At 66.8% G+C, this 21,531-nt stretch carries 18 protein-coding genes; 9 read left to right on the top strand and 9 right to left on the bottom strand.

Annotation, left to right across the window (positions count from 1 at the left end; genetic code table 11):
• Positions 1 to 72 precede the first annotated feature (72 nt).
• On the top strand, positions 73 to 969 hold the full coding sequence (locus tag BLS61_RS09070; RefSeq protein WP_090430035.1) for a LysR family transcriptional regulator: 897 nt from the start codon (positions 73 to 75) through the stop codon (positions 967 to 969).
• A 170-nt stretch (positions 970 to 1,139) separates the two neighbouring features.
• On the opposite strand, the gene BLS61_RS09065 is transcribed toward BLS61_RS09070, so the two are convergent.
• From BLS61_RS09065 to BLS61_RS09055, 4 genes are all read right to left on the bottom strand, one after another.
• Positions 1,140 to 2,423 (bottom strand): NTP/NDP exchange transporter, encoded by a 1,284-nt coding sequence (locus tag BLS61_RS09065; RefSeq protein WP_090430033.1) that lies wholly within the window; start codon positions 2,421 to 2,423, stop codon positions 1,140 to 1,142.
• A 1-nt stretch (position 2,424) separates the two neighbouring features.
• Entirely contained in the window at positions 2,425 to 3,345 is a 921-nt protein-coding gene (locus BLS61_RS09060; protein ID WP_090430031.1) for an aldo/keto reductase, read from the bottom strand.
• 235 nt (positions 3,346 to 3,580) lie between these two features.
• Positions 3,581 to 3,745 carry a hypothetical protein gene (locus BLS61_RS23635; protein ID WP_167358708.1) on the bottom strand — a complete coding sequence of 55 codons (165 nt, stop codon included), beginning with the start codon at positions 3,743 to 3,745 and terminating at the stop codon, positions 3,581 to 3,583.
• Between the two features lie 144 nt (positions 3,746 to 3,889).
• Positions 3,890 to 5,377: a flavin-containing monooxygenase gene (locus BLS61_RS09055; RefSeq protein WP_090430030.1), complete on the bottom strand. Its 1,488-nt coding sequence runs from the start codon at positions 5,375 to 5,377 to the stop codon at positions 3,890 to 3,892.
• Positions 5,378 to 5,535: 158 nt separating this feature from the next.
• On the opposite strand from BLS61_RS09055, the gene BLS61_RS09050 reads away from it, so the two are divergent.
• Genes BLS61_RS09050 through BLS61_RS09035 form a run of 4 tightly spaced genes read left to right on the top strand, consistent with a single transcriptional unit; the run spans position 5,536 to position 8,971 of the window.
• On the top strand, positions 5,536 to 6,675 hold the full coding sequence (locus BLS61_RS09050) for an ABC transporter permease (RefSeq protein ID WP_090430028.1): 1,140 nt from the start codon (positions 5,536 to 5,538) through the stop codon (positions 6,673 to 6,675).
• Positions 6,672 to 7,457, top strand: coding sequence for an ABC transporter ATP-binding protein (locus tag BLS61_RS09045; protein WP_090430026.1), 786 nt, complete (start codon positions 6,672 to 6,674; stop codon positions 7,455 to 7,457). The genes BLS61_RS09050 and BLS61_RS09045 overlap by 4 nt, the downstream gene beginning before the upstream one ends.
• Positions 7,458 to 8,375: an MlaD family protein gene (locus BLS61_RS09040; RefSeq protein ID WP_090430024.1), complete on the top strand. Its 918-nt coding sequence runs from the start codon at positions 7,458 to 7,460 to the stop codon at positions 8,373 to 8,375.
• Positions 8,372 to 8,971 carry an ABC-type transport auxiliary lipoprotein family protein gene (locus BLS61_RS09035; RefSeq protein ID WP_090430022.1) on the top strand — a complete coding sequence of 200 codons (600 nt, stop codon included), beginning with the start codon at positions 8,372 to 8,374 and terminating at the stop codon, positions 8,969 to 8,971. Before BLS61_RS09040 ends, BLS61_RS09035 begins: the two co-directional genes overlap by 4 nt.
• Before the next feature lie 56 nt (positions 8,972 to 9,027).
• Here the strand turns inward: BLS61_RS09035 and BLS61_RS09030 are convergent, their stop codons facing one another.
• From BLS61_RS09030 to hslO, 3 genes are all read right to left on the bottom strand, one after another.
• Positions 9,028 to 10,956 carry a RecQ family ATP-dependent DNA helicase gene (locus BLS61_RS09030; protein WP_090430020.1) on the bottom strand — a complete coding sequence of 643 codons (1,929 nt, stop codon included), beginning with the start codon at positions 10,954 to 10,956 and terminating at the stop codon, positions 9,028 to 9,030.
• Positions 10,957 to 11,215: 259 nt separating this feature from the next.
• Positions 11,216 to 12,757, bottom strand: coding sequence for a phosphoenolpyruvate carboxykinase (locus BLS61_RS09025; protein ID WP_090430018.1), 1,542 nt, complete (start codon positions 12,755 to 12,757; stop codon positions 11,216 to 11,218).
• A gap of 157 nt (positions 12,758 to 12,914) precedes the next feature.
• Complete coding sequence (gene hslO / locus BLS61_RS09020; RefSeq protein WP_090430016.1) at positions 12,915 to 13,802, bottom strand: Hsp33 family molecular chaperone HslO; 888 nt, start codon at positions 13,800 to 13,802, stop codon at positions 12,915 to 12,917.
• A 214-nt stretch (positions 13,803 to 14,016) separates the two neighbouring features.
• On the opposite strand from hslO, the gene BLS61_RS09015 reads away from it, so the two are divergent.
• Positions 14,017 to 14,811: a phosphatase PAP2 family protein gene (locus BLS61_RS09015; protein WP_090430014.1), complete on the top strand. Its 795-nt coding sequence runs from the start codon at positions 14,017 to 14,019 to the stop codon at positions 14,809 to 14,811.
• A gap of 78 nt (positions 14,812 to 14,889) precedes the next feature.
• Here the strand turns inward: BLS61_RS09015 and BLS61_RS09010 are convergent, their stop codons facing one another.
• Positions 14,890 to 15,321, bottom strand: coding sequence for an RNA-binding S4 domain-containing protein (locus BLS61_RS09010; protein ID WP_090430012.1), 432 nt, complete (start codon positions 15,319 to 15,321; stop codon positions 14,890 to 14,892).
• A gap of 113 nt (positions 15,322 to 15,434) precedes the next feature.
• Here BLS61_RS09010 and rimB point away from each other — a divergent pair, with 113 nt between their 5' ends.
• The 3 genes from rimB to BLS61_RS08995 are packed head-to-tail and all read left to right on the top strand — an operon-like array spanning position 15,435 to position 17,700.
• The gene (gene rimB / locus BLS61_RS09005) at positions 15,435 to 15,905 is read left to right on the top strand and encodes a retropepsin-like aspartic endopeptidase RimB (protein ID WP_090430010.1); all 471 of its coding nucleotides are present in this window, start codon (positions 15,435 to 15,437) and stop codon (positions 15,903 to 15,905) included.
• The gene (rimK, locus tag BLS61_RS09000) at positions 15,902 to 16,807 is read left to right on the top strand and encodes a 30S ribosomal protein S6--L-glutamate ligase (protein ID WP_090430008.1); all 906 of its coding nucleotides are present in this window, start codon (positions 15,902 to 15,904) and stop codon (positions 16,805 to 16,807) included. Before rimB ends, rimK begins: the two co-directional genes overlap by 4 nt.
• On the top strand, positions 16,804 to 17,700 hold the full coding sequence (locus BLS61_RS08995; RefSeq protein WP_090430006.1) for a S66 peptidase family protein: 897 nt from the start codon (positions 16,804 to 16,806) through the stop codon (positions 17,698 to 17,700). The genes rimK and BLS61_RS08995 overlap by 4 nt, the downstream gene beginning before the upstream one ends.
• Before the next feature lie 6 nt (positions 17,701 to 17,706).
• On the opposite strand, the gene BLS61_RS08990 is transcribed toward BLS61_RS08995, so the two are convergent.
• Positions 17,707 to 21,471: a bifunctional diguanylate cyclase/phosphodiesterase gene (locus BLS61_RS08990; RefSeq protein WP_090430005.1), complete on the bottom strand. Its 3,765-nt coding sequence runs from the start codon at positions 21,469 to 21,471 to the stop codon at positions 17,707 to 17,709.
• Positions 21,472 to 21,531 lie beyond the last annotated feature (60 nt).

The following is a 21,531-nucleotide window of genomic DNA, read 5'->3' as shown; positions in this document are numbered from 1 at the left end:
GAAGCTTGGGTCACGATAAGCAAGCCGCTACTATTTTTGAAATTTAGTCTTGTGATACGACGTATTCAGTAGATGAATTTCACCAACTTCGACCTCAACCTGCTGCGCGTGCTAGACGCCCTGCTGCGCGAGCAGAACGTCTCGCGCGCCGCCGAGCACCTGGCGCTGAGCCAGCCGGCGGTCAGCAATGCCCTGGGCCGTCTGCGCGAACTGCTCGGCGACCCGCTGCTGGTGCGCGTGGGCCGGCGCATGCAGCCCACCCCGCGGGCGCTGGCGCTGGAGGCGCCGATTCGCAGCGCGCTGCGCCAGCTGGAGCAGAGCCTGAGCGCCGGCGAGGCCTTCGAGCCGGGCGAAAGCCGCCAGCGCTTTCGCATCGCCGTCACCGATTACGTCGAGCTGGTGTGCATGCCGCGCCTGCTCGACCGCCTCAGCCACAAGGCACCGGGCATCGGCATCGATATTCGCCACCTCAGCCCCAGCCTGCCGATGGAGGCGCTGGACAAGGGCGAGCTGGACCTGGTGCTGGGCCGCTTCGACGAGATGCCGGCGCGTTTTGCCCGCCGTGACTGGATGAGCGAGACGCTCAAGCTGGCGGTACGCCGCGAGCATCCGCTGCTGCGTCGGGGCAGCCTGGATCTGGAGACCTTCCTGCGCCTGCGCCACCTCTGGGTGCACGGCGGGCAGACCCGCGGCATGGTCGATCAGTGGCTGGGCGAACAGGGCCTGTCGCGGCAGATCTTCTACACCACGCCGAACTACCTGCAGGCGGCGCACATCGTCGCCGGCAGCGAGCTGGCGGCGGTACTGCCCACTGCCCTGGCCCGGCATTTCGCCACCCTGCTGCCGCTTGAACTGTTCGACCTGCCCTTCGCCTTGGGCCCCTTCCACCTGGAGATCGTCAGCCTGGCGCAACGTCAGCGCGACGCCGCGCTGCAGTGGCTGATCGAGGAGATCGTCGCAGTGGCGTAGGGCAGGTGTGATTCACCAACCCGCCAGCCTGCAATGGCGGGTTTCACCCGCCCTACCTGCGCTGACCGTCCGCGTAGCCCGGATGCAATCCGGGAAATCCTTGCCTGGCCGCCCAAATCGCATTGGGACTACGGGCTGCGTAGGGCCGGTGCAACCCGCCAGCCCAACGATCACCCTTGCGCCTGCCTGTCTGCGCGGCCGCCCAGATTCCAGCCGAGCATGCCCCAGAGCGCGGCGCACAGCGCACCGACCATGGCCACCAGCCAGGCACCGTGGCCGAGCATGTCCAGGCCGGCCTTGGCCCAGCCGCTGAGGGCATCGCCGCCGCGGTAGACCACGGTGTCGATGAAGTTCTTCGCCTTGTACTTGCTCTCGGCATCCAGCGGCGCGAAGAGCATCTCCCGCCCCGGCCGGACGAAGGCGTACTCGCCGATACGCCGCACGATCATCAACCCCGCCAGCATGGCGAAGGTCGGCGCCAGCGCCAGGCCGATAAAGCCCAGGCAGACCAGTGCCGGCACGACGGACAGCAACACGCGTACGCCGAGCTTCTGCGCCACGCGGCCGGTGATGAACAGCTGCGAGGCCAGGGCGCCGGCCTGCACGACGAAATCGATCACGCCGAACACCCGCACCTGCGCGGCGCGATCCGGGAACAGTTCGGCCACCAGACGCGCCTGCTCGAAGTAGAGGAAGGTGCTGACCGAGGTCAGCAGCAGGATGAATGCGCCGATGCCCAGCAGGTAACGCGAGCCGAGCATGCGCGTCAGCCCGCTGAACGGATTGCCCGGCACCGGCCTGCGCGGGCTCTCGCTGGGCGCCGCTCCCGGCCGCCCGGCGCCCTGGCGTTCACGCCAGGCCATCAGGTAGCGCTTGAGCGCCATGGCCGCAGCGAGCAGCACGGCGGCCATCAGCATCAGCCCGGATTCGCCGATGGCGCCGATCAACAGAGCGCTCAGCAGCGGCCCGCACAACCCGCCGACGCTGGCGCCCGCGGCGATGAAGGCGAACAGTCGGCGGGCCTGGGCGCCGTCGAACACATCGGCCATCAGGCTCCAGGCCACCGAGACGACGAACAGGTTGTAGACCGAGATCCACACGTAGAACACCCGCGCCAGCCAGACGCTGTCGTGATCGAGGCGAAACAGCAGGACGAAGACCAGCAGATTGAGGCAGAAGAAGCCGTACACCCAGTCGATGAAATGGATGCGCGGCACCTTCGAGTTGAGCCAGGCCAGCAGCGGCACCGCCAGCAGCATGGCGACGAAGGTGGCGGTGAACAGCCATTGCAGGTTGTTCACCCCGCCGGTGATGCCCATCGCCTCGCGGATCGGGCGCAGCATGAAGTAGCCGGCGAACAGGCAGAAGAACAGGGCGAAGCCGGCGAGCACCGCCGTCAGCTCCTGCCCCTCGGCATTGATGGCCCGCGCCAGGCGCCGGGTGAGCGCCTGCATCTCAGGCGAACAGCTCGATGATGCGCTTGCGCTGCCCCGCGTCGGGCAGGCGTCCCTGCCCGGCGAGAATGTTGTCGGCCATGTAACGCGGGTTGGAGGTGGCCGGAATCACCGCGGTCACCGCCGGGTTGGCGAGGATGAACTTGAGCATCAGCTGCGCCCAAGAGGTGACGTCCAGCTCCACGGCAGCCCAGTCGGGCAGGTTCTTGCCCTTTACCCGGTCGAACAGCACCGAGCGCTGGAAGGGCCGGTTGACCAGCACCGCGATGCCCTTGTCGGCGCAGTAGGGCAGCAGCTCGCGCTCGGCGTTGCGCTCGCCGATGGAATAGTTGAACTGGACGAAATCCACCGGCTCCTGGCGCAGCACCTCGAGCAGGCGCTCGTGAGCGGAATCCAGATAATGGGTGACGCCGACATAGCGCACCCGGCCCTGCTCCTTGAGCTCGCGCAGCAGGCCGAGCTGGGTGCCGGTGTCCTGCAGGTTGTGCACCTGCATCAGGTCGATGGTGTCGGTGCGCAGGGCGGCGAAACTGGCCTCGACCTGACGCTCGCCGGCCGCGCGCCCGGTAGAGGACACCTTGCTGGCGAGAAACAGCTTCTTGCGCATGTCGTCCTCGGCGGCCAACGCGCCACATACCGCCTCGGCGCGCCCGTAGCTGGGCGCGGTATCCACCAGGCTGGCGCCGCCATTGACCAGGGCCTGCAGTACCTCGCGCAGAGGTTGCAAGGCTTCGTCGGTCAGCGCCACGTCGTGGGTGCGCGAAGTGCCCAGGCCGATTACCGGCAGTTGCTCGCCGCTGCTGGGGATCGCCCGACTCAACAGGGTGCCGGCGGTGAAGGCGGACGCTGGCAACCAGGGCAGCAGGGCGGCCAGCGCGGTCAGGCTGGCGCCCGCTTGCAGGACTCGACGACGACTGGGCATGACGTGGCTCCTCTCTCGGTGACCGGTTGGTTATAGGCACTGACCACGCGCCGACCAAGGCGTTACACCAGCAAAGGAGCATGCGGAGAGAGGCGATGAGAGGCCGCTGGAACGGCTGCAGCCCGCTTGTCACGGGGCGAAGAGGGGAATCGAGGAGGGGCAGCGGAGCAATATCCGGTAACCAAAAACGCCGCTGCGCCAGATGGGGTTGAGGGCGCAGCGGTCGGGAAAGCGGTCAGGCAGCGCGTGTGGATTCGCTGATCAGCATGCCGTGGGAAACGAGGTAGCAACGATGGCCGTTCTGCAGCATCAGAGGGCTGCGACTGGCGATGATCCAGCCTTTGCTCAGCAGTTGCTCGATATGAGCACGCAGTGCGGGTAGATGGCGCTGTTCCTTCATGGCCGACCTCTCATTGAATGGGCGCTTGGCGCTTCGTTGTGCTTCCGTGACACAGCTCGCAAAAGTGTAGTGGCGCTGTGCCAGAAAAGTAAGCGGCGCGATTGTGCATTTTTTTGTAGGACATTCGCCATTGGCACCTTCCACTCAGGGCTGCAAAACTGCCGTTTGCGGTTCTGCCTGGGGCGCAGAGAACACCAGATAGTCGTCTTCCAGCTGGCCGTAGCGCAGCAGCGCCAGATCGAGCAGGTAGTTCTGGTGCAGCTTCCACGGCACCCGGTCGCCCTGCGCCGGCAACAGGTGCGCGGCGCGCTCGATATAGCCCGACTGCAGATCGAGAAAGGGCTGCGGGCGGACGCCGCCGCCATTGTCGTGTGGCGTCACCTGGCGCATGCCGATGGCGTCCATGTGCCTGATCAAGCGGCAGAAGTACTCGCTGGAAAGATCGGCCTTGAGCGTCCAGCTGGCGTTGGTGTAACCCATCACCACCGCCAGGTTGGGCAGATCGCGCAGCATGATGCCGCGGTAGCCCATGCTTTTGGGCGCCTCGAAGGGCACCCCGTCGACGCTTACCTCGATGCCGCCGAACAGCTGCAGCTGCAGACCGGTGGCACTGACGATCACGTCGGCAGCCAGCTCTTCGCCATTCTTCAGGCGAATCCCCTGCGCGGTGAAACGCTCGATCTCGGCCGTGACCACCTGCGCCCTGCCCTGGCGCAGCACGCGGAACAGGTCGCCATCGGGCACCGCACAGACGCGCTGGTCCCAGGGTTTGTAGGACGGGCTGAAATGGCGCATATCGACCCGCTCGCCCAGCTGGCGCCGCACCAGCCCCAGCAGTATCCGTCGTACCAGATTGGGAAAGCGCTTGGCCAGCTTGTAGAAGACCAGCTGCAGGGTCACGTTGCGCCCCCGCGCCAGGCGATACACCCACTTCTCCGGCAACACACGGCGCAGCGCGTTGGACAGCGCATCGCGCTGCGGCAGGTTGATCACGTAGCTGGGTGAACGCTGCAGCATGGTGACCTGCGCCGCGCGCTCGGCCAGGGCCGGCACCAGGGTCACGGCGGTGGCGCCGCTGCCGATCACCAGCACGCGCTTGTTGCTGTAGTCGAAGCCCTCGGGCCACCGCTGCGGATGGATGAAGGTGCCCCGGTAGTCCTCGCGCCCGGCGAACTCGGGGGTGTAGCCGGCCTCGTAGCGGTAGTAGCCGGTGCACATCATCAGGAACTGGCAACTCATGCGCAGCGGCTCGCTCTCCTCGCCGCGCTGCACCCGCAACTGCCAGGTGGCGCTGGCGCTGCACCAATTGGCCTCGAGCACCCTGTGCCGATAGCGAATCAGGCGGTCGACGCCATGCTCGGCCGCCGTTTCCTCGATGTAACGACGAATCGACGGGCCGTCGGCGATGGCCTGCGGCTCGCGCCAGGGCTTGAAGTTGTAGCCGAGTGTGTACATGTCCGAATCGGAGCGGATGCCCGGATAACGAAACAGGTCCCAGGTGCCGCCCAAGGCCTCGCGTCCTTCGAGAACGGCGAACCGCTTGCCCGGGCAAAGGCGCTGGAGGTGGCAGGCGGCGCCGACTCCGGACAGGCCGGCGCCGATGATCAGGACATCCAGATGCTCGGTGGACATGACTCAGCCTCGCTCGGCTCGGGACATTGAGGATCACCTTAGTCCATGCGTCTGTCATCCGATCTTTGGTGTGGCCAGGCGGTTGATGCGCGGCGCCATGGCCGGCCGCTCGACGTCGCGACTGGCCTGCGGCCGCTATGCGGCGCTAAGCTGTAGCGATGACCATTCCCTACCTGACCTCGCAACCGACCAGCAGCACGGACGCCGCCAGCGGCCTGCACATCGGTGGCGACTGGACGCTGGCCCATTACAGCCGACTCGAACCTCAGGTACTGGCTCTGCGCGAACGCCTGCACGGCCAGGAAAGCGTCGATCTCGGCGGCCTGGCCGCGCTGGATACCGCCGGTGCGGCACTGCTGGTGGAGCTGCTGGGCAGCGAGCGCCTGCGCCAACTGGCGCAACAGGACAACCTCAGCACCGAGCGTCGCGCCCTGCTGCTGGCGGTGGCCGATGCCATGGCCGGCAGCCAGCAGGCGCAGGAACACGCCACGCCGTCGGCACTGCGCGAGGTGCTCGGGCATATCGGCGAGGCAGTGGAAACCACCTGGTGCCATGCCCGGGAACTGCTCGGTTTCATGGGCCTGACCCTGGTCAGCATGCTGGTGATCCTGGTGCGCCCGATGCGCTGGCGCCTTACCTCGCTGGCCGCGCACCTTGAACAGTGCGGGCTCAACGCCGTGCCCATCGTCGCCCTGCTGACCTTCCTGGTCGGCGCCGTGGTGGCCTTTCTCGGCGCCACCATCCTCGCCGACTTCGGCGCCAGCATCTACACGGTGAACCTGGTGGCCTTCTCCTTCCTGCGCGAGTTCGGCGTGCTGCTCACCGCCATTCTCATGGCCGGACGTACCGCCAGCGCCTTCACCGCGCAGATCGGCTCGATGAAGGCCAACGAGGAAATCGACGCCATCCGCACCCTGGGCCTGAGCCCGATCGAGTTGCTGGTGCTGCCGCGGGTGTTCGCCATGCTCATCGCCCTGCCGATCCTGACCTTCATCGCCATGCTCAGCGGCATGCTCGGCGGCGGCGTGGTGTGCGCCGTGGCGCTGGACATTCCGGTGACCATGTATCTGTCGATCCTGCAGGACAGCGACCTGCTGCAGCACTTTCTGGTCGGCCTGCTCAAGGCGCCGATCTTCGCCTTCCTGATCGCCCTGATCGGCTGCCGCGAAGGCTTCAAGGTCAGCGGCAGCGCGCAATCGGTGGGCGAGCACACCACCTCGGCAGTGGTGCAGTCGATCTTCGTGGTCATCCTGCTCGACGCCCTGGCCGCGCTGTTTCTGATGGAGATGGGCTGGTGAGTCGGGACAAGGTCATCGAGGTGCGCGGCCTGAACAACCGCTTCGGCAGCCAGGTGGTGCACGAGCATCTGGATTTCGACCTCTATCGCGGCGAGATACTCGGTGTGGTCGGCGGCTCGGGCACCGGCAAGTCGGTGCTGCTACGCAGCATCGTCGGTCTGCGCCAGCCCAACGCCGGCACCGTGCGGGTGTTCGGCGAAGAGCTGCTGAGCCTGCCGGCCGAGCGCCGCTCGCAGCTGGAACGGCGTTTCGGCGTGCTCTACCAGCGCGGCGCGCTGTTCTCCTCGCTGACCGTCAGCGAGAACATCGCCCTGCCGCTGATCGAGCATGCCGGCCTGTCGCGCGCCGCGGCCGAGCGCCTGGCGCGGGTCAAGATCGCCCTGGCCGGACTGCCGAGCAATGCTGCCGACAAGTATCCCGCCTCGCTGTCCGGCGGCATGGTCAAGCGCGCCGCCCTGGCCCGTGCCCTGGCACTGGACCCGGACATCCTGTTCCTCGACGAGCCCACCGCCGGCCTCGACCCCATAGGAGCGGCGGCCTTCGACCAATTGATCCGCACCCTCAGTGACAGCCTGGGTCTGAGTGTATTTCTGGTCACCCACGATCTGGACACGCTCTACAGCATCTGCGACCGGGTCGCGGTGCTGGCGCAGAAGAGGGTGCTGGTGGCCGACCGCCTGGATGTGGTGGCCGCTACCGACGACGCCTGGATTCAGGATTATTTTCACGGCCCGCGTGGACGCGCGGCTGCACAGGCCGCTGCGGCGGCAGGGAGTCGATGAATGGAACCCAGAGCCCATCATGTACTGATCGGCCTGTTCACCGTGCTCACGGTTGGCGCCGCGCTGCTGTTCGGCCTGTGGCTGAACAAGGCCGGAGCGGATCGCGCCTTCACCGATTACGAGGTGATCTTCAACGAGGCGGTCACCGGTCTGTCGCAGGGCAGCGCGGTGCAGTACAGCGGGATCAAGGTCGGCGACGTGATCAGCCTCGGCCTCGACCCCGATGACCCGCGCACGGTGCGCGCACGCATTCGCATCGTCGGCAACACGCCGATCAAGCAGGATACCCGCGCTCGCCTGGCGATCACCGGCATCACCGGCCTGGCGGTGATCCAGCTGTACAGCGGCAGCCCGGAAAGTCCGCCGCTCAAGGGCAAGGACGGTCAGCCGGGGATCATAGTCGCCGACCGCTCGCCGCTGTCGCGGCTGATGGCCAATGGCGAGGACCTGGTGAGCAGCGTCACGCGCCTGCTCAACCGCGCCAACAACCTGCTCTCGCGGGACAACGTCGAGCGGGTGGCGCGCACCCTGGAGAACCTCGAACAGGCCACCGCCGGCCTCGCCGACCAGCGTGGCGAGCTGAGCGAGGCCCTGCGCCAGACCAGCGCCGCCACCCGCGAAGCCGCCGCGCTGATGAAGAACGCCAATCATCTGCTCGACAGCCAGGGCAGCCAGGTGCTGGAAAGCGCCGAGCGCCTGATGGCCTCGCTCGAGCGCAGCAGCCGCAATATCGAGGAGCTGCTGCAGAACAACCGCGGCGCACTGGACAGCGGTCTGCAGGGCCTCGGCGATCTCGGCCCGACGATCAGCGAGCTGCGCGAAACCCTCGGCGCCCTGCGCGGCTTTTCCCGCCGCCTGGAGCAGGACCCCAGCGGTTACCTGCTGCGCAGCGACAGCATCAAGGAGTTCCAACCATGAAGCGTCTCACCCTGTTGCTGGCCGCCGCCCTGCTCGGCGCCTGCTCGATCCTGCCGCAGAGCGAACCGCTGGATATCTATCTGCTGCCGGCCACTGCGCTGCCGCCGCAGACGCAACGGGTCGACTGGTCGCTGCGGGTGAACAGCCCGGTCAGCAACCAGCTGCTCGACGGCACGCGCATCGTCGTGCTGCCCGAGCCAGGGCGGGTCAACACCTACCAGGGCGTACGCTGGAGCGAGCGCACGCCGCAGCTGTTGCGCGGCCGCCTGCTCGACGCCTTCCAGGATGACGGGCGGATCAAGGCGCTGAGCAACGAGGAGCAGCGCCTGCAGGCCGATCTGGAACTGGTCAGCGATCTGCGCAGCTTCCACAGCGAATACCGCGACGGCACCCCGCACGCGCTGATCCGTCTCGAGGTCAACCTGGTCGATACGCGCAGCCAGCAGATCATCGCCAGCCGCCGCTTCAGCGCCAGCCAGGCGGCTGGCGATACCTCGATTGCCGCGGTGGTGGCGGCTTTCGGCAAGGCTGCCGATCAATTGTCCCGCGAACTGGTGGACTGGACGCTGAACCAGGGGCAGCGCGCTACCCCGTAGGGTGCGCCGTGCGCACCAATGCCTGCGCGTAATCCGGTGCACACGGCCAAGAGTCCCTACACGAACGACGCCGTCAACCAACCGCGCACTTCGGCGTAGGGGTATTCCTCCAGCGCGGCGAAGCCGGCCAGCTGGCGTGCCTTGAGCTTGGTGAACAACGGCGTGGTCACCCCGCAGAGAAAACGCGTCAGGCACTCATGGCTCGGTTCGTGCCCGGCGTATTGCCGGTGCTTCTCGACGAAGGCGGCGCCTAACGCCCGGGCGTCGCGACCGCTCAAGGGCGGTAATTCCGGTGGTTGCGGCAAGGTCGCGACGTGCCCCTGACACACGGAGCAATGCCCGCAACGCTCGGGCGCCTGCTCGTCGCCGAAATACAGCGCCAGACGTCGGCTCAGGCATTCGCGGCTCTCGAACAAGCCGAGCATGGCCTGGATACGGCCGATCTCGCTGGCCTCGTGGGCGCAGAAATGCGCATGCAGATCGGCCGCCAGGGTCTCGCTCTCGAAGCCGCCGTCGAGCACGACGTAGACCTCGGTCATCTGCTTGCTTTCCAGCTCCAGCCAGCCCTTTTCCTGAAAGTAATCCAGCGCCTTGACCACCCGCGCGCGTTCGGCACCGTACTGTCGATACAGCGCGTCGAAGTCCAGCGTCGACCAGGTACGCGCGCGCTTCGAGCAGGCAAGGATCGCCTCGACGAACTGGCGCCGCTCGCCCTCGAACTGCGCCAGCAAGGCCTCGTCCTCCAGCAGCAGCTTGAAGCGATACTCGGCGAAGTAGGCATAACGCGGCGCGATGATGCCGCGTAGTTCCAGCTGCACCAGCAGGGTCTTGAGCGGCAGCGCGCGGATATTGCTGTGCTCGGAGAGCTGGCCGAGCATCAGCTCCCACTGCCCGCCCGTGCCGGCTGCGCGCAGGTCGTCGAGCACCGCGCGAATGCCGGCAAGCTCCGGGGTATCGCCGTAGACGAAGTTCTCCAGCACGCTGAGGCCGTCGCGGCTGGCCAGCACCAGGCAGTCCGAGGCCTGGCCATCGCGCCCGGCGCGGCCGATTTCCTGGCTGTAGTTCTCCACCGACTTGGGCAGGTCGAAGTGCACCACGTTGCGGATGTCGCGCTTGTCGATGCCCATGCCGAAGGCGATGGTGGCGACGATGCACTCCAGCTCGCCCGCCATGAAGCGCCGCTGGATCGACTCGCGTACCTCATGGCCCATGCCGGCGTGGTAGGCGCTGACCGCCAGACCGTCACGCGCCAGGCACTCGGCGACCTGCTCGGCAGTTTTCTGCTGGGTGACGTAGACGATGCTCGCCTGACCGCGCCGCGGCGCCAGCCATTGCTGCAGGCGCTGCGCCTTGGCACCACCAGGCACCGGCTCGACCAGCAGGTTGAGATTGGGCCGATAGAAGCCGGTGGTGACCACATCCGCCTCGGCAATGGCGAATTTCTCGCGCATGTCGGCGATCACCCTGGGCGTGGCCGTGGCGGTGAGCAGCAGCACCTGCTTGATGCCGAACTGGCGCTGATAGTCGGGCAGCTTGAGGTAATCCGGGCGGAAGTTGTGGCCCCACTCGGAAATGCAGTGCGCTTCGTCGACCACCAGCAGGGAGATCGGTACCTGGGCGATGAAGTTTCGGAAGCGCTCGTTCTTCAGGCGCTCCACCGAGATCATCAGAATCTTCAGCTCGCCGCTGCGTGCGCGGTTCATCACCTCCATGCTCTGCTCACGGCTCTGCGCCGAGTCGATGCTCGCTGCCGCGATGCCATGGGCGTGCAGGAAGGCCAGCTGATCCTGCATCAGCGCCAGCAGCGGCGAGATGACCAGGGTCAGGTGCGGCAGGTGCAGCGCCGGCAGCTGGTAGCACAGGGACTTGCCCGAGCCCGTGGGGAAGATCGCCGCCGCCGAACGTCCGGCGAGTACGGCGCTGATCACCGCCTCCTGGCCGGGGCGCAATTGATCGAAACCGAAGACACGTTTGAGGGTGGACATGGGCCGTCACTCCATTGACTGCGGATTGGCCCCTGACCATAACGCGGTTGCGTAGGGTGCGCCATGTGCGCCGCCAACAAACAAGGTGCGCACGGCGCAGCCTACGGCCCGAGTCTCGTAGGGCGGGTGCAACCCGCGCTGCGGCCATGGCGGGTTTCACCCGCCCTACGCCTGCTGCTTTTGCTCTTGCCTGCCGCCTGCAGCCTGCAGCCTAAAAAAAAGAAACCGCCCGAAGGCGGTTTCTTTTGCCCTGCCCAGCTTAGAGCTGCGGGCCGGCGTTCTTGATCGCTTCGCTGACATCGAACTTGGCGAAGTTGTCGATGAACAGCTTGGCCAGGCCCTTGGCGGCTTCGTCGTAGGCGTTCTTGTCTGCCCAGGTGTTGCGCGGGTTGAGCAGGTTGGTCTCGACGCCCGGCACGGCCTTGGGCACGTCCAGGTTGATGATCGGCAGGTGCTCGGTCTCGGCACCGATCAGCGCCCCGCTCTGGATCGCCGCGATCACACCACGGGTGGTGGGGATGTTGAAACGCTTGCCGACGCCATAGCCACCGCCGGTCCAGCCGGTGTTGACCAGATAGACCTTGGAGCCGAAGGCGTTGATGCGCTTGATCAGCAGCTCGGCGTAGACGCCGGCCGGACGCGGGAAGAACGGCGCGCCGAAGCAGGTGGAGAAGGTCGACTTGATGCCGCCGCCCGAACCCATTTCGGTGGAACCGACCAGCGCGGTGTAGCCGGACAGGAAGTGATAGGCCGCCTGCTCGTTGTTGAGGATCGACACCGGCGGCAGTACGCCGGTCAGGTCGCAGGTCAGGAAGATCACGGCATTCGGTTCGCCGCCCAGGTTCTTCTCGCTGCGCTTCTCGACGTACTCCAGCGGGTAGGCCGCGCGGCTGTTCTGGGTCAGGCTGTCGTCGCTGTAGTCGGGGGTGCGCTGCTCATCGAGCACCACGTTCTCCAGCACGGTGCCGAACTGGATGGCTTTCCAGATCACCGGCTCGTTTTTCTCGGACAGGTCGATGCACTTGGCGTAGCAGCCGCCTTCGATGTTGAACACCACGTCCTCGCCCCAGCCGTGCTCGTCGTCACCGATCAGGTAACGCGATTCGTCGGCGGACAGGGTGGTCTTGCCGGTGCCGGACAGACCGAAGAACAGGGTCACGTCGCCATCTTCGCCGATGTTGGCGGCGCAGTGCATCGGCAGCACGTCCTTTTCCGGCAGCAGGAAGTTCTGCACGGAGAACATGGCCTTCTTCATCTCGCCGGCGTAACGCATACCGGCGATCAGCACCTTGCGGGCGGCGAAGTTGATGATCACGCAGCCGTCGGAGTTGGTGCCGTCACGCTCCGGCACGCACTCGAAGTTGGCCACGTTGAGGATCTGCCACTCGGCCTTGCCGGCCGGGTTGTAGGCGCTCGGGTTGATGAACAGCTGACGGCCGAACAGGTTCTGCCAGGCGGTGGCGGTGGTCATTTTCACCGGCAGGTAGTGCGCTTCGGCAGAGCCTACGTGAACGTGGGAAACGAAGTGTTCCTGGGCGTTGTTGAAGGCTTCCACGCGATCCCACAGGGCATCGAACTTGTCGGCCGGGAACGGACGGTTGATGTTGCCCCAGGCGATCTGCGCCTCGGTGCTCGGCTCCTGAACGATGAAGCGGTCTGCCGGCGAGCGGCCAGTGCGATGACCGGTACGAACGACCAGCGCGCCGTTGGCGGCCAGTTCCCCTTCACCACGGCGAATGGCTTCTTCGACCAGTTGCGCGGCGCTGATGTCGGTATACACGGCGTTGTTGGCTTGCGTCATGAGGGTCCCCGTCGGCCGCTGGCCGAGTCTTCCGAACGTTGTGTAGTGCAGGGGCAACTGCACTACACGGTAAAAAAGTCGCGGGAGTATGCCAGAAAAGCGAATCGCTTGGCAGCCTCCGATCCGATAGAGAACTTCTATAAGGAAGAAAAGTTCATCAATGGCGTGTCTGCGACGGCGCTTCGCTGCCGGCACCGGCGAACAGCTGGGCGATATCGGCGGCATCGAAGGCGTAGCGCTCGTTGCAGAACTGGCAATCGATCACCACGCTGCCGCCCTGCTCGGCCAGCAGCAGCTCGGCGTCGGCCTGGCCGAGGCTGGCCAGGGCGCTGGCCGAGCGCTCGCGCGAGCAGCTGCAGCGGAACTGCAGCGGCTGCCCGTCGAACAGGCGCACGTTTTCCTGGTGATAGAGGCGATGCAACAGGGTCGGGTTGTCCAGGCCCAGCAGCTCTTCGGCGGTCAGGGTATCGGCCAGGGTCAGCACGTGGTTCCAGCTCTCGGCGCGTTCCTGCGGCTCGCTCTGGTGGTGCGGCGGCAGCTGCTGCAGCAGCAGGCCGCGGGCGCGCTGGCCATCGGCCTTGAGCCAGAAGCGGGTCGGCAACTGCTCGGAGCTGGCGAAGTAGTTGGTCAGGCATGCGGCCAGGTCGACGCCGTCAAGGTCGACGATGCCCTGATAACGCTGGCCGCGGGTGGGGTCGATGGTGATGGCCAGCACGCCATTGGGCATCAGGCTCTGCAGGTCGGCGTCGGCGCCGATCTGCTCGGCGTCGTAGCGGGCGATGCCGCGCAGCTCGCGGGCACTGGAGCATTCGACCATCAGCAGCGACAGCGGGCCTTCGGCGCGCGCCTGCAGCACCAGCAGGCCGTCGAACTTCAGCGTGCCGACCAGCAGGGCGGCAGCGGCCATCAGCTCGCCGAGCAGCTGCGCCACCGGCTGCGGGTAGGCGTGCTTGGCCAGCACATGGGCGTAGCTCTCGCGCAGCGCGACCATCTCGCCGCGCACGTCGGTGTCGTCGAAGAGAAAGCGTTGACTGAAGTCATTCATGGCGGCTGGCCCGGGTCTGCAAAAGGGCTGGCGATTTTATGCACAAACGCCAGCACAACCAAGGGCCGAACGTCATGTGCGGCTGTTCACAGGCACGACTGCACCCTGAACCCTGGCTGAACAAGCACGCTGCCGCCCTTGTACGACGGTCAGCACGACCTATCATCCGCGCGCCCGGGACAGGGCCTGTCATCTATCTGCAAAGGGATCTTTCATGTCGAGCACGTTCATCAATCGTCACTGGCAGCCACGCGCCCTGCTGGTCTGCCATGTCGTGGCCTTCGCACTGCTCGCCAGCTGGCTGTGGCAGCCTACCCGCGAGCTGTGGAACGTCTTCGATCTGTGGCTGTTCAAGCTGCTCAACGACCCGGTACACGCCGGCGGCCTGTGGGCACATGTCTGGGCCATCGGCAGCATGCGCCCGGTCGATGCCGGGGTCGGCGTGGTGATGCTGGCGGTGATGCTCAAGGCCGATCTGATCTTCACCGGTGCCCAGGTACGTCGCGCGCTGTTCGCCTTTCTCGTCGCCCTGACGGTGATGCTGCTGATGCGTGTGCTGTTCGCCGACCTGGTCGAATACATGGGCTGGCAACACGCCAGCCCGTCGCTGGTGGTGGAAGGCAGCGCGCGCCTGACCGAGATGTTCCCGGCCTGGGAAGAACGCTGGGACCTGAAGGACAGCGCCAGCCGCAGTTTCCCCGGTGATCACGCCTCCGTGCTGCTGATCTGGGCCTATTTCATGAGCTTCTTCGCCCGCGGTTGGCGCCTGCTGCTGGTCTGGGCGATTACCGCGATCGGCATCCTGCCGCGCCTGGTGGCCGGCGCCCACTGGGGCGCGGACGCCTTCGTCGGCGGCGTGTTCCTCAGCCTGCTGGCCCTGGCGTGGAGCTGCTACACCCCACTCGGTTACCGCGCCAGCGAATGGCTGGAAAAAGTCACCCTGCCGATCACCTCGCGCCTGGCCAGACTGCCGCTGCTGGGCCGCCTGAGCATTGTCAGCGGGCGCTGAAGCGTAGGGTGCGCCGTGCGCACCAACATCAATCGGTGAGGATTCGGTGCGCATAGCGCACCCTACGTACATACGAGGCTATTCGTCCTCGTCCGCCCAGGGGTGGCGCAGGCCACCCTCCTGCTGTTCGTTGAACTGATGGATCTGCCGGCGCTGCTTCTTGCTTGGCCGGCCATCGGTCTGCACGCCCAGGGCGCCGGCCTTGCGCATGGCCGCGGCCTGCTGGCGGCGAGCGATGCTCTCGTCGGTTTCGCGATACAGCAGCTGCGCCTCGGGGGCGCCGCGGCGTACCGCCGATAGCGCCAGCACCACCACCGTGCGCTCGTCGAAGCCGGTGCGCAGCACGTACTCATCGCCGACCTTGGGCTCCTTGCCCGGCTTGCAGCGCTCGCCGCGGTGATGCACCTTGCCCCCTTCGATGGCCGCCTTGGCCAGCGCGCGGGTCTTGTAGAAACGCGCCGCCCACAGCCATTTGTCCAGGCGCACCTTGTCGTCGTCTTTTTCGCTCATCTGGCTCTCTGATGGATTTCGCATCCGGCACGGGCGCCTGATGCAGTTGTCATAAGGCACAACTAGAATGCGCGGAATCATAGGCCGTGTAGGCCGCAGGGGACACTCTCACCTTGAAGACTTTCGACCAGCTCAGCGTGATCGGCCTGCGCGAGTGGATCAACCTGCCCGAGCTCGGCATCATCGGCCTGCGCGCCAAAATCGACACCGGCGCCAGCACGTCGAGCCTGCACGCCAGCGACATCCAGCCGTTCCAGCGCGATGGTGAGGACTGGGTGCGCTTCACCGCCTACCTCGGCACCCAGGTGCAGCGCCGCCATCGTTGCGAGGCGCCGCTGGTGTCGGTCAAACGCATCAAGAGTTCCAACGGCCAGGCACAGAGCCGCTACGTGATCCGTACCGATCTGGCCCTCGGCAATCGCCTGTGGCCAGTGGAATTCACCCTGGCCTGTCGCAAGACCATGCGTTATCGCGTACTACTCGGCTCCAAGGCGCTGATCACCGGCCAACTGGTGGTCAATCCTGCACTCAGCTACGTGCAGGACAAACCCTCACTTTCCTCGTCCGTTCCAGGTGCCCAATGAAGATCGCCGTGCTGTCGCGCAACCCGCGTCTGTATTCCACCCGCCGTCTGGTGGAGGCCGGTCAGCAGCGCGGCCATGAAATGGTGGTGATCGACACCCTGCGCGCCTATATGAACATCGCCAGCCACAAGCCACAGATTCATTACCGCGGCCAGGCGCTGGAAGGCTTCGATGCGGTGATCCCGCGCATCGGCGCCTCGGTGACCTTCTATGGCTGCGCGGTGTTGCGCCAGTTCGAGATGATGGGCGTCTACCCGCTCAACGAGTCGGTGGCCATCAGCCGCTCGCGCGACAAGCTGCGCGCCCTGCAGCTGCTGTCGCGCAAGGGCATCGGCCTGCCCGTGACCGGTTTCGCCCACTCCCCCGACGACATTCCCGACCTGATCCAGATGGTCGGTGGCGCGCCGCTGGTGATCAAGGTGCTGGAAGGCACCCAGGGCATGGGCGTGGTGCTGGCCGAAACGAGCAAGGCCGCCGAGTCGGTGATCGAGGCCTTCCTCGGCCTCAAGCAGGACATCATGGTTCAGGAGTACATCCAGGAGGCCGGCGGTGCCGACATCCGCTGCTTCGTGGTCGGCGACAAGGTGATCGCGGCGATGAAGCGCCAGGCCAAGGCCGGCGAGTTCCGCTCCAACCTGCACCGCGGCGGCAGTGCCAGCCTGATCAAGATCACCCCGGAAGAGCGCATGACCGCGGTGCGCGCGGCCAAGGTCATGGGCCTGAACGTCGCCGGGGTGGACATCCTGCGCTCCAACCACGGCCCGCTGGTGATGGAGGTGAACTCCTCGCCGGGCCTGGAAGGCATCGAGACCACCACCGCCAAGGACGTCGCCGGGATGATCATCGAGCATCTGGAAAAGAACGCCGAGCCCGGCCAGACCCGCACCAAGGGCCGCGGATGAGCCGAGCCTTCGCCGGCCGCCTGGCGCTGATCGCCCCCGCCGCCGCCATTGCCGAAGACGTACTGGAAGCGACCCTGGCGCAGCTCGATGTACTGGGTCTGCGCTACCACCTGGGGCGCCACGTGCGCGCCCGCCATCGTTACCTGGCCGGCACGCCGGAGCAGCGCCTGGAGGATCTGCACCAGGCCTTCGCCCTGCCCGATATCGCCGCCGTCTGGTGCCTGCGCGGCGGCTACGGTTGCGCGCAACTGGTGGCGGATATCGACTGGACCTTGCTGAGCCAGGCCAGCCCGCGCCCGCTGATCGGCTTCTCCGACCTGTCGATTCTGCTGGAGGCCTTTGCCCGGCGCGGTCTGCCCGCCATTCATGGCCCGGTGGCCACCGCGCTCGGCCATCAGGTGCTGTCAGCGCCAGGAGGCCAGCGCGAACGCCTGGCTTCGATGCAGGCACTGTGGAGCCTGCTCGAGGGCCAGCACCGGCAGCTGCCGCTGCGCCATATCAGCGGCCCGCAACATGCCATCGAGGGCACCCTGCAGGGCGGCAACCTGACGGCGCTGGCCAGCGTCTGCGGCACGGACGCGGGAATGCGTCTGGCCGAGGATTCGATCCTGATTCTGGAAGACGTTGGCGAGCCCTACTACCGTCTGGAGCGCAGTCTCTGGCAACTGCTGCACAGCTTCGCCGGGAGAAAGCCGCGGGCGGTGTGCCTGGGCAGCTTCACCGACTGCCCGCGGCGCGGCGTGCACCACAGCCTGGAGCAGATCATCGGCGAATACCTGGCACCGCTGGGCGTACCGCTGTACGGCGACCTGCCCAGCGGCCATGGTGACCTCAACCATCCCTGGCCCTACGGGCAAAAGGCGCGGCTCAGCGCCAACCGCCTGAGCTGGTGATTCGCCTCAGCGCGAGCGCGCCTGCAGCCAGGCGAGAAACTCCGTCTCGGTCATCGGCCGGCCGAACAGATAGCCCTGCCCCAGCGCGCAGCCCTGCTCGCGCAGCAGCGCCAGCTGGCTGTCGTGCTCGATGCCTTCGGCCACGCACTCCAGATCCAGATTGCGCGCAATCATCAGAATGGTCTGCACCAGCATGCGCCCACTGGCCGCGCCGTCCAGGTCGGCGACGAAACTGCGGTCGATCTTCAGGCGGTCCAGCGGCAGGCGCTTGAGGTAGGTCAGCGACGAGTAGCCGGTGCCGAAATCGTCGATGGCGAAGCGCACCCCCTGCACCTTGAGCCGTTGCATGTGGCCGATGCAGCGCTCGACGTCCTCGAGCAGCACGCCTTCGGTGATCTCCAGCTCCAGCGCCTGCGCCGGCACACCGTGATCGCGCAGGCAGCGCTCGACGCGCTCCACGCAGCCGGCCTGGCGCAGTTCGCGCGGGCTGAGGTTGACCGCCAGCACCAGGCGCGGCCATTGCGCCTGCCAGCGCGCCAGGGCCGCACAGGCCTGCTCCAGCACCCACTGGCCGATATCCTGGATCAGCCCGGTTTCCTCGGCCAGCGGGATGAACTGATCCGGCGCGATCTCGCCACGCTCGGGGTGTATCCAGCGCAGCAGCACCTCGGCACCGGCGACCGAGTCTTCGGCCAGCATCAGCTGCGGCTGGAACACCAGCTGCAGCTGCTGACGGGCAATGGCCTGGCGCAGCTCGCTTTGCAGCTGCAGGCGCTGGTCGATGGCCGCCTGCATCTCCGGGGCGAAGAAGTGCAGGGCATTGCGCCCGGCATGCTTGGCCCGGTACATGGCCGTGTCGGCCTGCTTGAGAATGTCCGCCGCGTGCTGCAGGCCCAGCGGATGCAGGGCGATGCCGATACTGGCGCTGATCGCCAGCTCGTGACCGTCGATCAGGCAACTGCCCTGCAGGCCGCGCAGCAACTTCTCGCCCACCGCGGCGGCTTGTTCGGCAACGGCCTGCGGCTCGTTGCCGAGCGCCTCGAGCAGCACCACGAACTCGTCGCCCCCCAGGCGCGCCAGGGTGTCCTCGGTGCGCAGTTCGCCAGCCAGGCGGGTGGTCACCTCGACCAGCAGGGCATCGCCGACCAGGTGGCCGAGGCTGTCGTTGACCGTCTTGAAGTGATCCAGATCGATGAACAGCAGGGCGCCCAGGCTGCCCTCGCGATTCTCCCGGTCCATGGCATGCTGCAGGCGGTCGAGCAGCAGGCGCCGGTTGGGCAGGCCGGTCAGCTCGTCGCTGTAGGCCAGGCGCTCGATCTCGCGCTGGTAACGCTGGCGCTCGGAGATGTCGGTGACGCTGGCGCGAACCAGCAGCTCCTCGCCGGGCATGCGTACCAGGCGCACCTCGCAGGGCAGCTGGCGCCCGGCGCTGTCACGGTGGGTCCACTCGAACACCGGCGTGTCACCGGCGATGGCCCGCTGCAAATGCTCCCTGCCGGCGCGCGAGGACAGACGACCATCGCCCTGGCGCAACGGGCTGATGCTCTGGATCGTCTTGCCGAGCAGCTCTTCGCGGCGATAGCGGAACAGGCGCAGGGCGTTCTCGTTGCACTCGACGATGCCGCCATCCGGGTTGAACAGCAGGATCGCCTCGGGCGCATGCTCGACCAGGGTCCGATAACGCGCTTCGGCCTGGTGCCGCGCGCTGATGTCCTCGACCAGCAGCAGGAACAGGGTCTGCCGCCCGGCAGTAGCGCGCACGGCACGCAGGCTGACGCGGGTGAACACCACCTGACCGTCGGCGCGCAGGAAGCGCTTGTCCATCTCGAAACCGTCGCTGTCGCCCAGCAGCACCTGCTCCACGCTGGCCTGCTCGGCCGCCAGGTCCTCCGGGTGCGACAGCTGCTGCCAACTGCTGGCCAACAGCTCGTCGCGGCTGCGCCCGAGGATGCTGCACAGTTTCTGGTTGACCTCTTCCCAGCCGAAGCTCTGGGTGGTCAGCGCCATGCCGATCAGCGGCGCCTCGAAAAACAGGCGCAGGCGCTCGTCACGCTCGCGCAGCTGCGACTCGGTACGCCGGCGCTCGCTGATGTCCTGCACCACGCCATAGATGCGCACCAGGCTGCCGTCGTCATCGCGCTCGGCCATGCCCCGCACCCGCACCAGACGCCCGCCGAGGCGCGCCGCCAGCCGCAGTTCGATGTCGAACTCGTCGAGCTCGCCCAGCGCCGCCTGCAGGGTCTCGATGATCAGCGCCTGACTCGGCGCGTCGTAGTAATGCAGCGCCTGTTCGAAACTGGGCGGCCCCAGATGGATGTCACGCTCGACGATGCGGTAGCAGCCGTCGCTCCAGAACAGGCTGGAATCGCCGAGTTCGAACACCCAGCCGCCCAGGTTGGCGATGTCCTCGGTCTGGCTGAACAGGTGGTTCTGCCGCAGCAGTTGCGAGCGCTGCTGCTCGACCTGCGCCGCCAGCTCCACGCGCGCCGTGACATCCTGCTGCAGGCCGACGAAATGACTGATGCCCTGATCGTCGCGCATCGGTGCCAGCACCACCTCGTTCCAGAACGGCTGGCCGTCCTTGCGGTAGTTGCGCACCACGGCATGACCACTGCGGCCATCGCGCAGGGCCGCACGCAGGGGTTGCAGCTCGAGCTGGGCGCGATCCTCGCCGAGCAGGAAGCGGCAGTTGCGCCCCAGCACCTCCTCGGCGCGGTAGCCGGTTATCTGGCTGAACGCCGCATTGCAGTAGACCAGCGGCAGGTCGGCCTGGCGCGCGTCGGCGATGGTCACGCCCAGCGGGGTGGCCTCCATGGCCAGGTTGGCGCGCGCCAGTTGCTGCTGCATCTGCGCGCTACGCGCCAGCGCCTGGCGCAGGTCACTGAGCGCACGCCCCACCACCAGTGTCGCGCCCATCAGCAACAGCACGACGAAATGCAGCTGATTAAGCTGCAGGTCGACTTCGGCAAAACTCAAGCGGTCACGCCAGAGCGGCAATGGCAGGGTGGCGGCGTACACCAGCAGCACGCCATACAGGGCGCCCACGAAGGCATGACGCAACGCCAGCACCAGCATGCTCAGCCCCAGCAGCGGCAGGGCGAATTGGGCCGGCAGGCTGGCGCTGAGCGTCATCAGCACCAGCAGCACGCCGGCGGCCAGCAGCCAGTCACCTGGCGAGCGGCTGATGGCCAGCGGCGAGGCCTTGACCCGACCCCGCTCGCGCAGCCAGCCGCGGGCATGCAGCAGCGGCGTGCAGAGGGCCAGCAAGGGCGCCGTCAGCGCCAGCAGGTTGATGGTGTCGCTCAACCAGACCGCCAGGCTCGCCTGCGCCCACTGCTCATCGCCCTGGAAGCCGGTAAGCCAGAGATTGCTCTGCAGGCCGAGGGCTACCAGGGTGGCCGGCATCAGCACGGCGAAGGCGAGAAACCTCAGCACATCGCGCAAGCGCCCCAGTGCCGGATCGAACGACTGGCGCTGCAACAACCACCAGCCCAGGGCCACGGCGGCGGTTTCCGGCACGGCATAGAGCGGCGCCCACTGCCAGGGCAGGCCCCATAACGGCACGCTGAACAGGGCATTGAGGTAGAGCGCCGGCAGCACCCGAGGCCCCCACCACAGGCACAGCGCCAGGCCGAGCACCAGGGGCAGGTAGCACAGCGCCACGCCGTCGTTCAGACGGGTCGCCAGGGAAATCCAGGTTGCCAGGTGGAATATCGGCAGCGGCAGCCACCAGGTCCAGTTGGGCAAGCGGTCGGGGAAGGCGGCGGGCATGCGGGCCTCGAGTTGATGCGCTGGCACAGCATAGCCCAGCGCCGAAGTGCTTGGCAGCAG

Origin of the sequence: Ectopseudomonas guguanensis, from assembly GCF_900104265.1 — a bacterium.
In the GTDB taxonomy this organism is placed as follows: Bacteria; Pseudomonadota; Gammaproteobacteria; order Pseudomonadales; family Pseudomonadaceae; genus Aquipseudomonas; species Aquipseudomonas guguanensis.
Note: the sequence above shows the minus strand (reverse complement) of the source record. Positions and strands in the feature narration are given on the sequence as shown.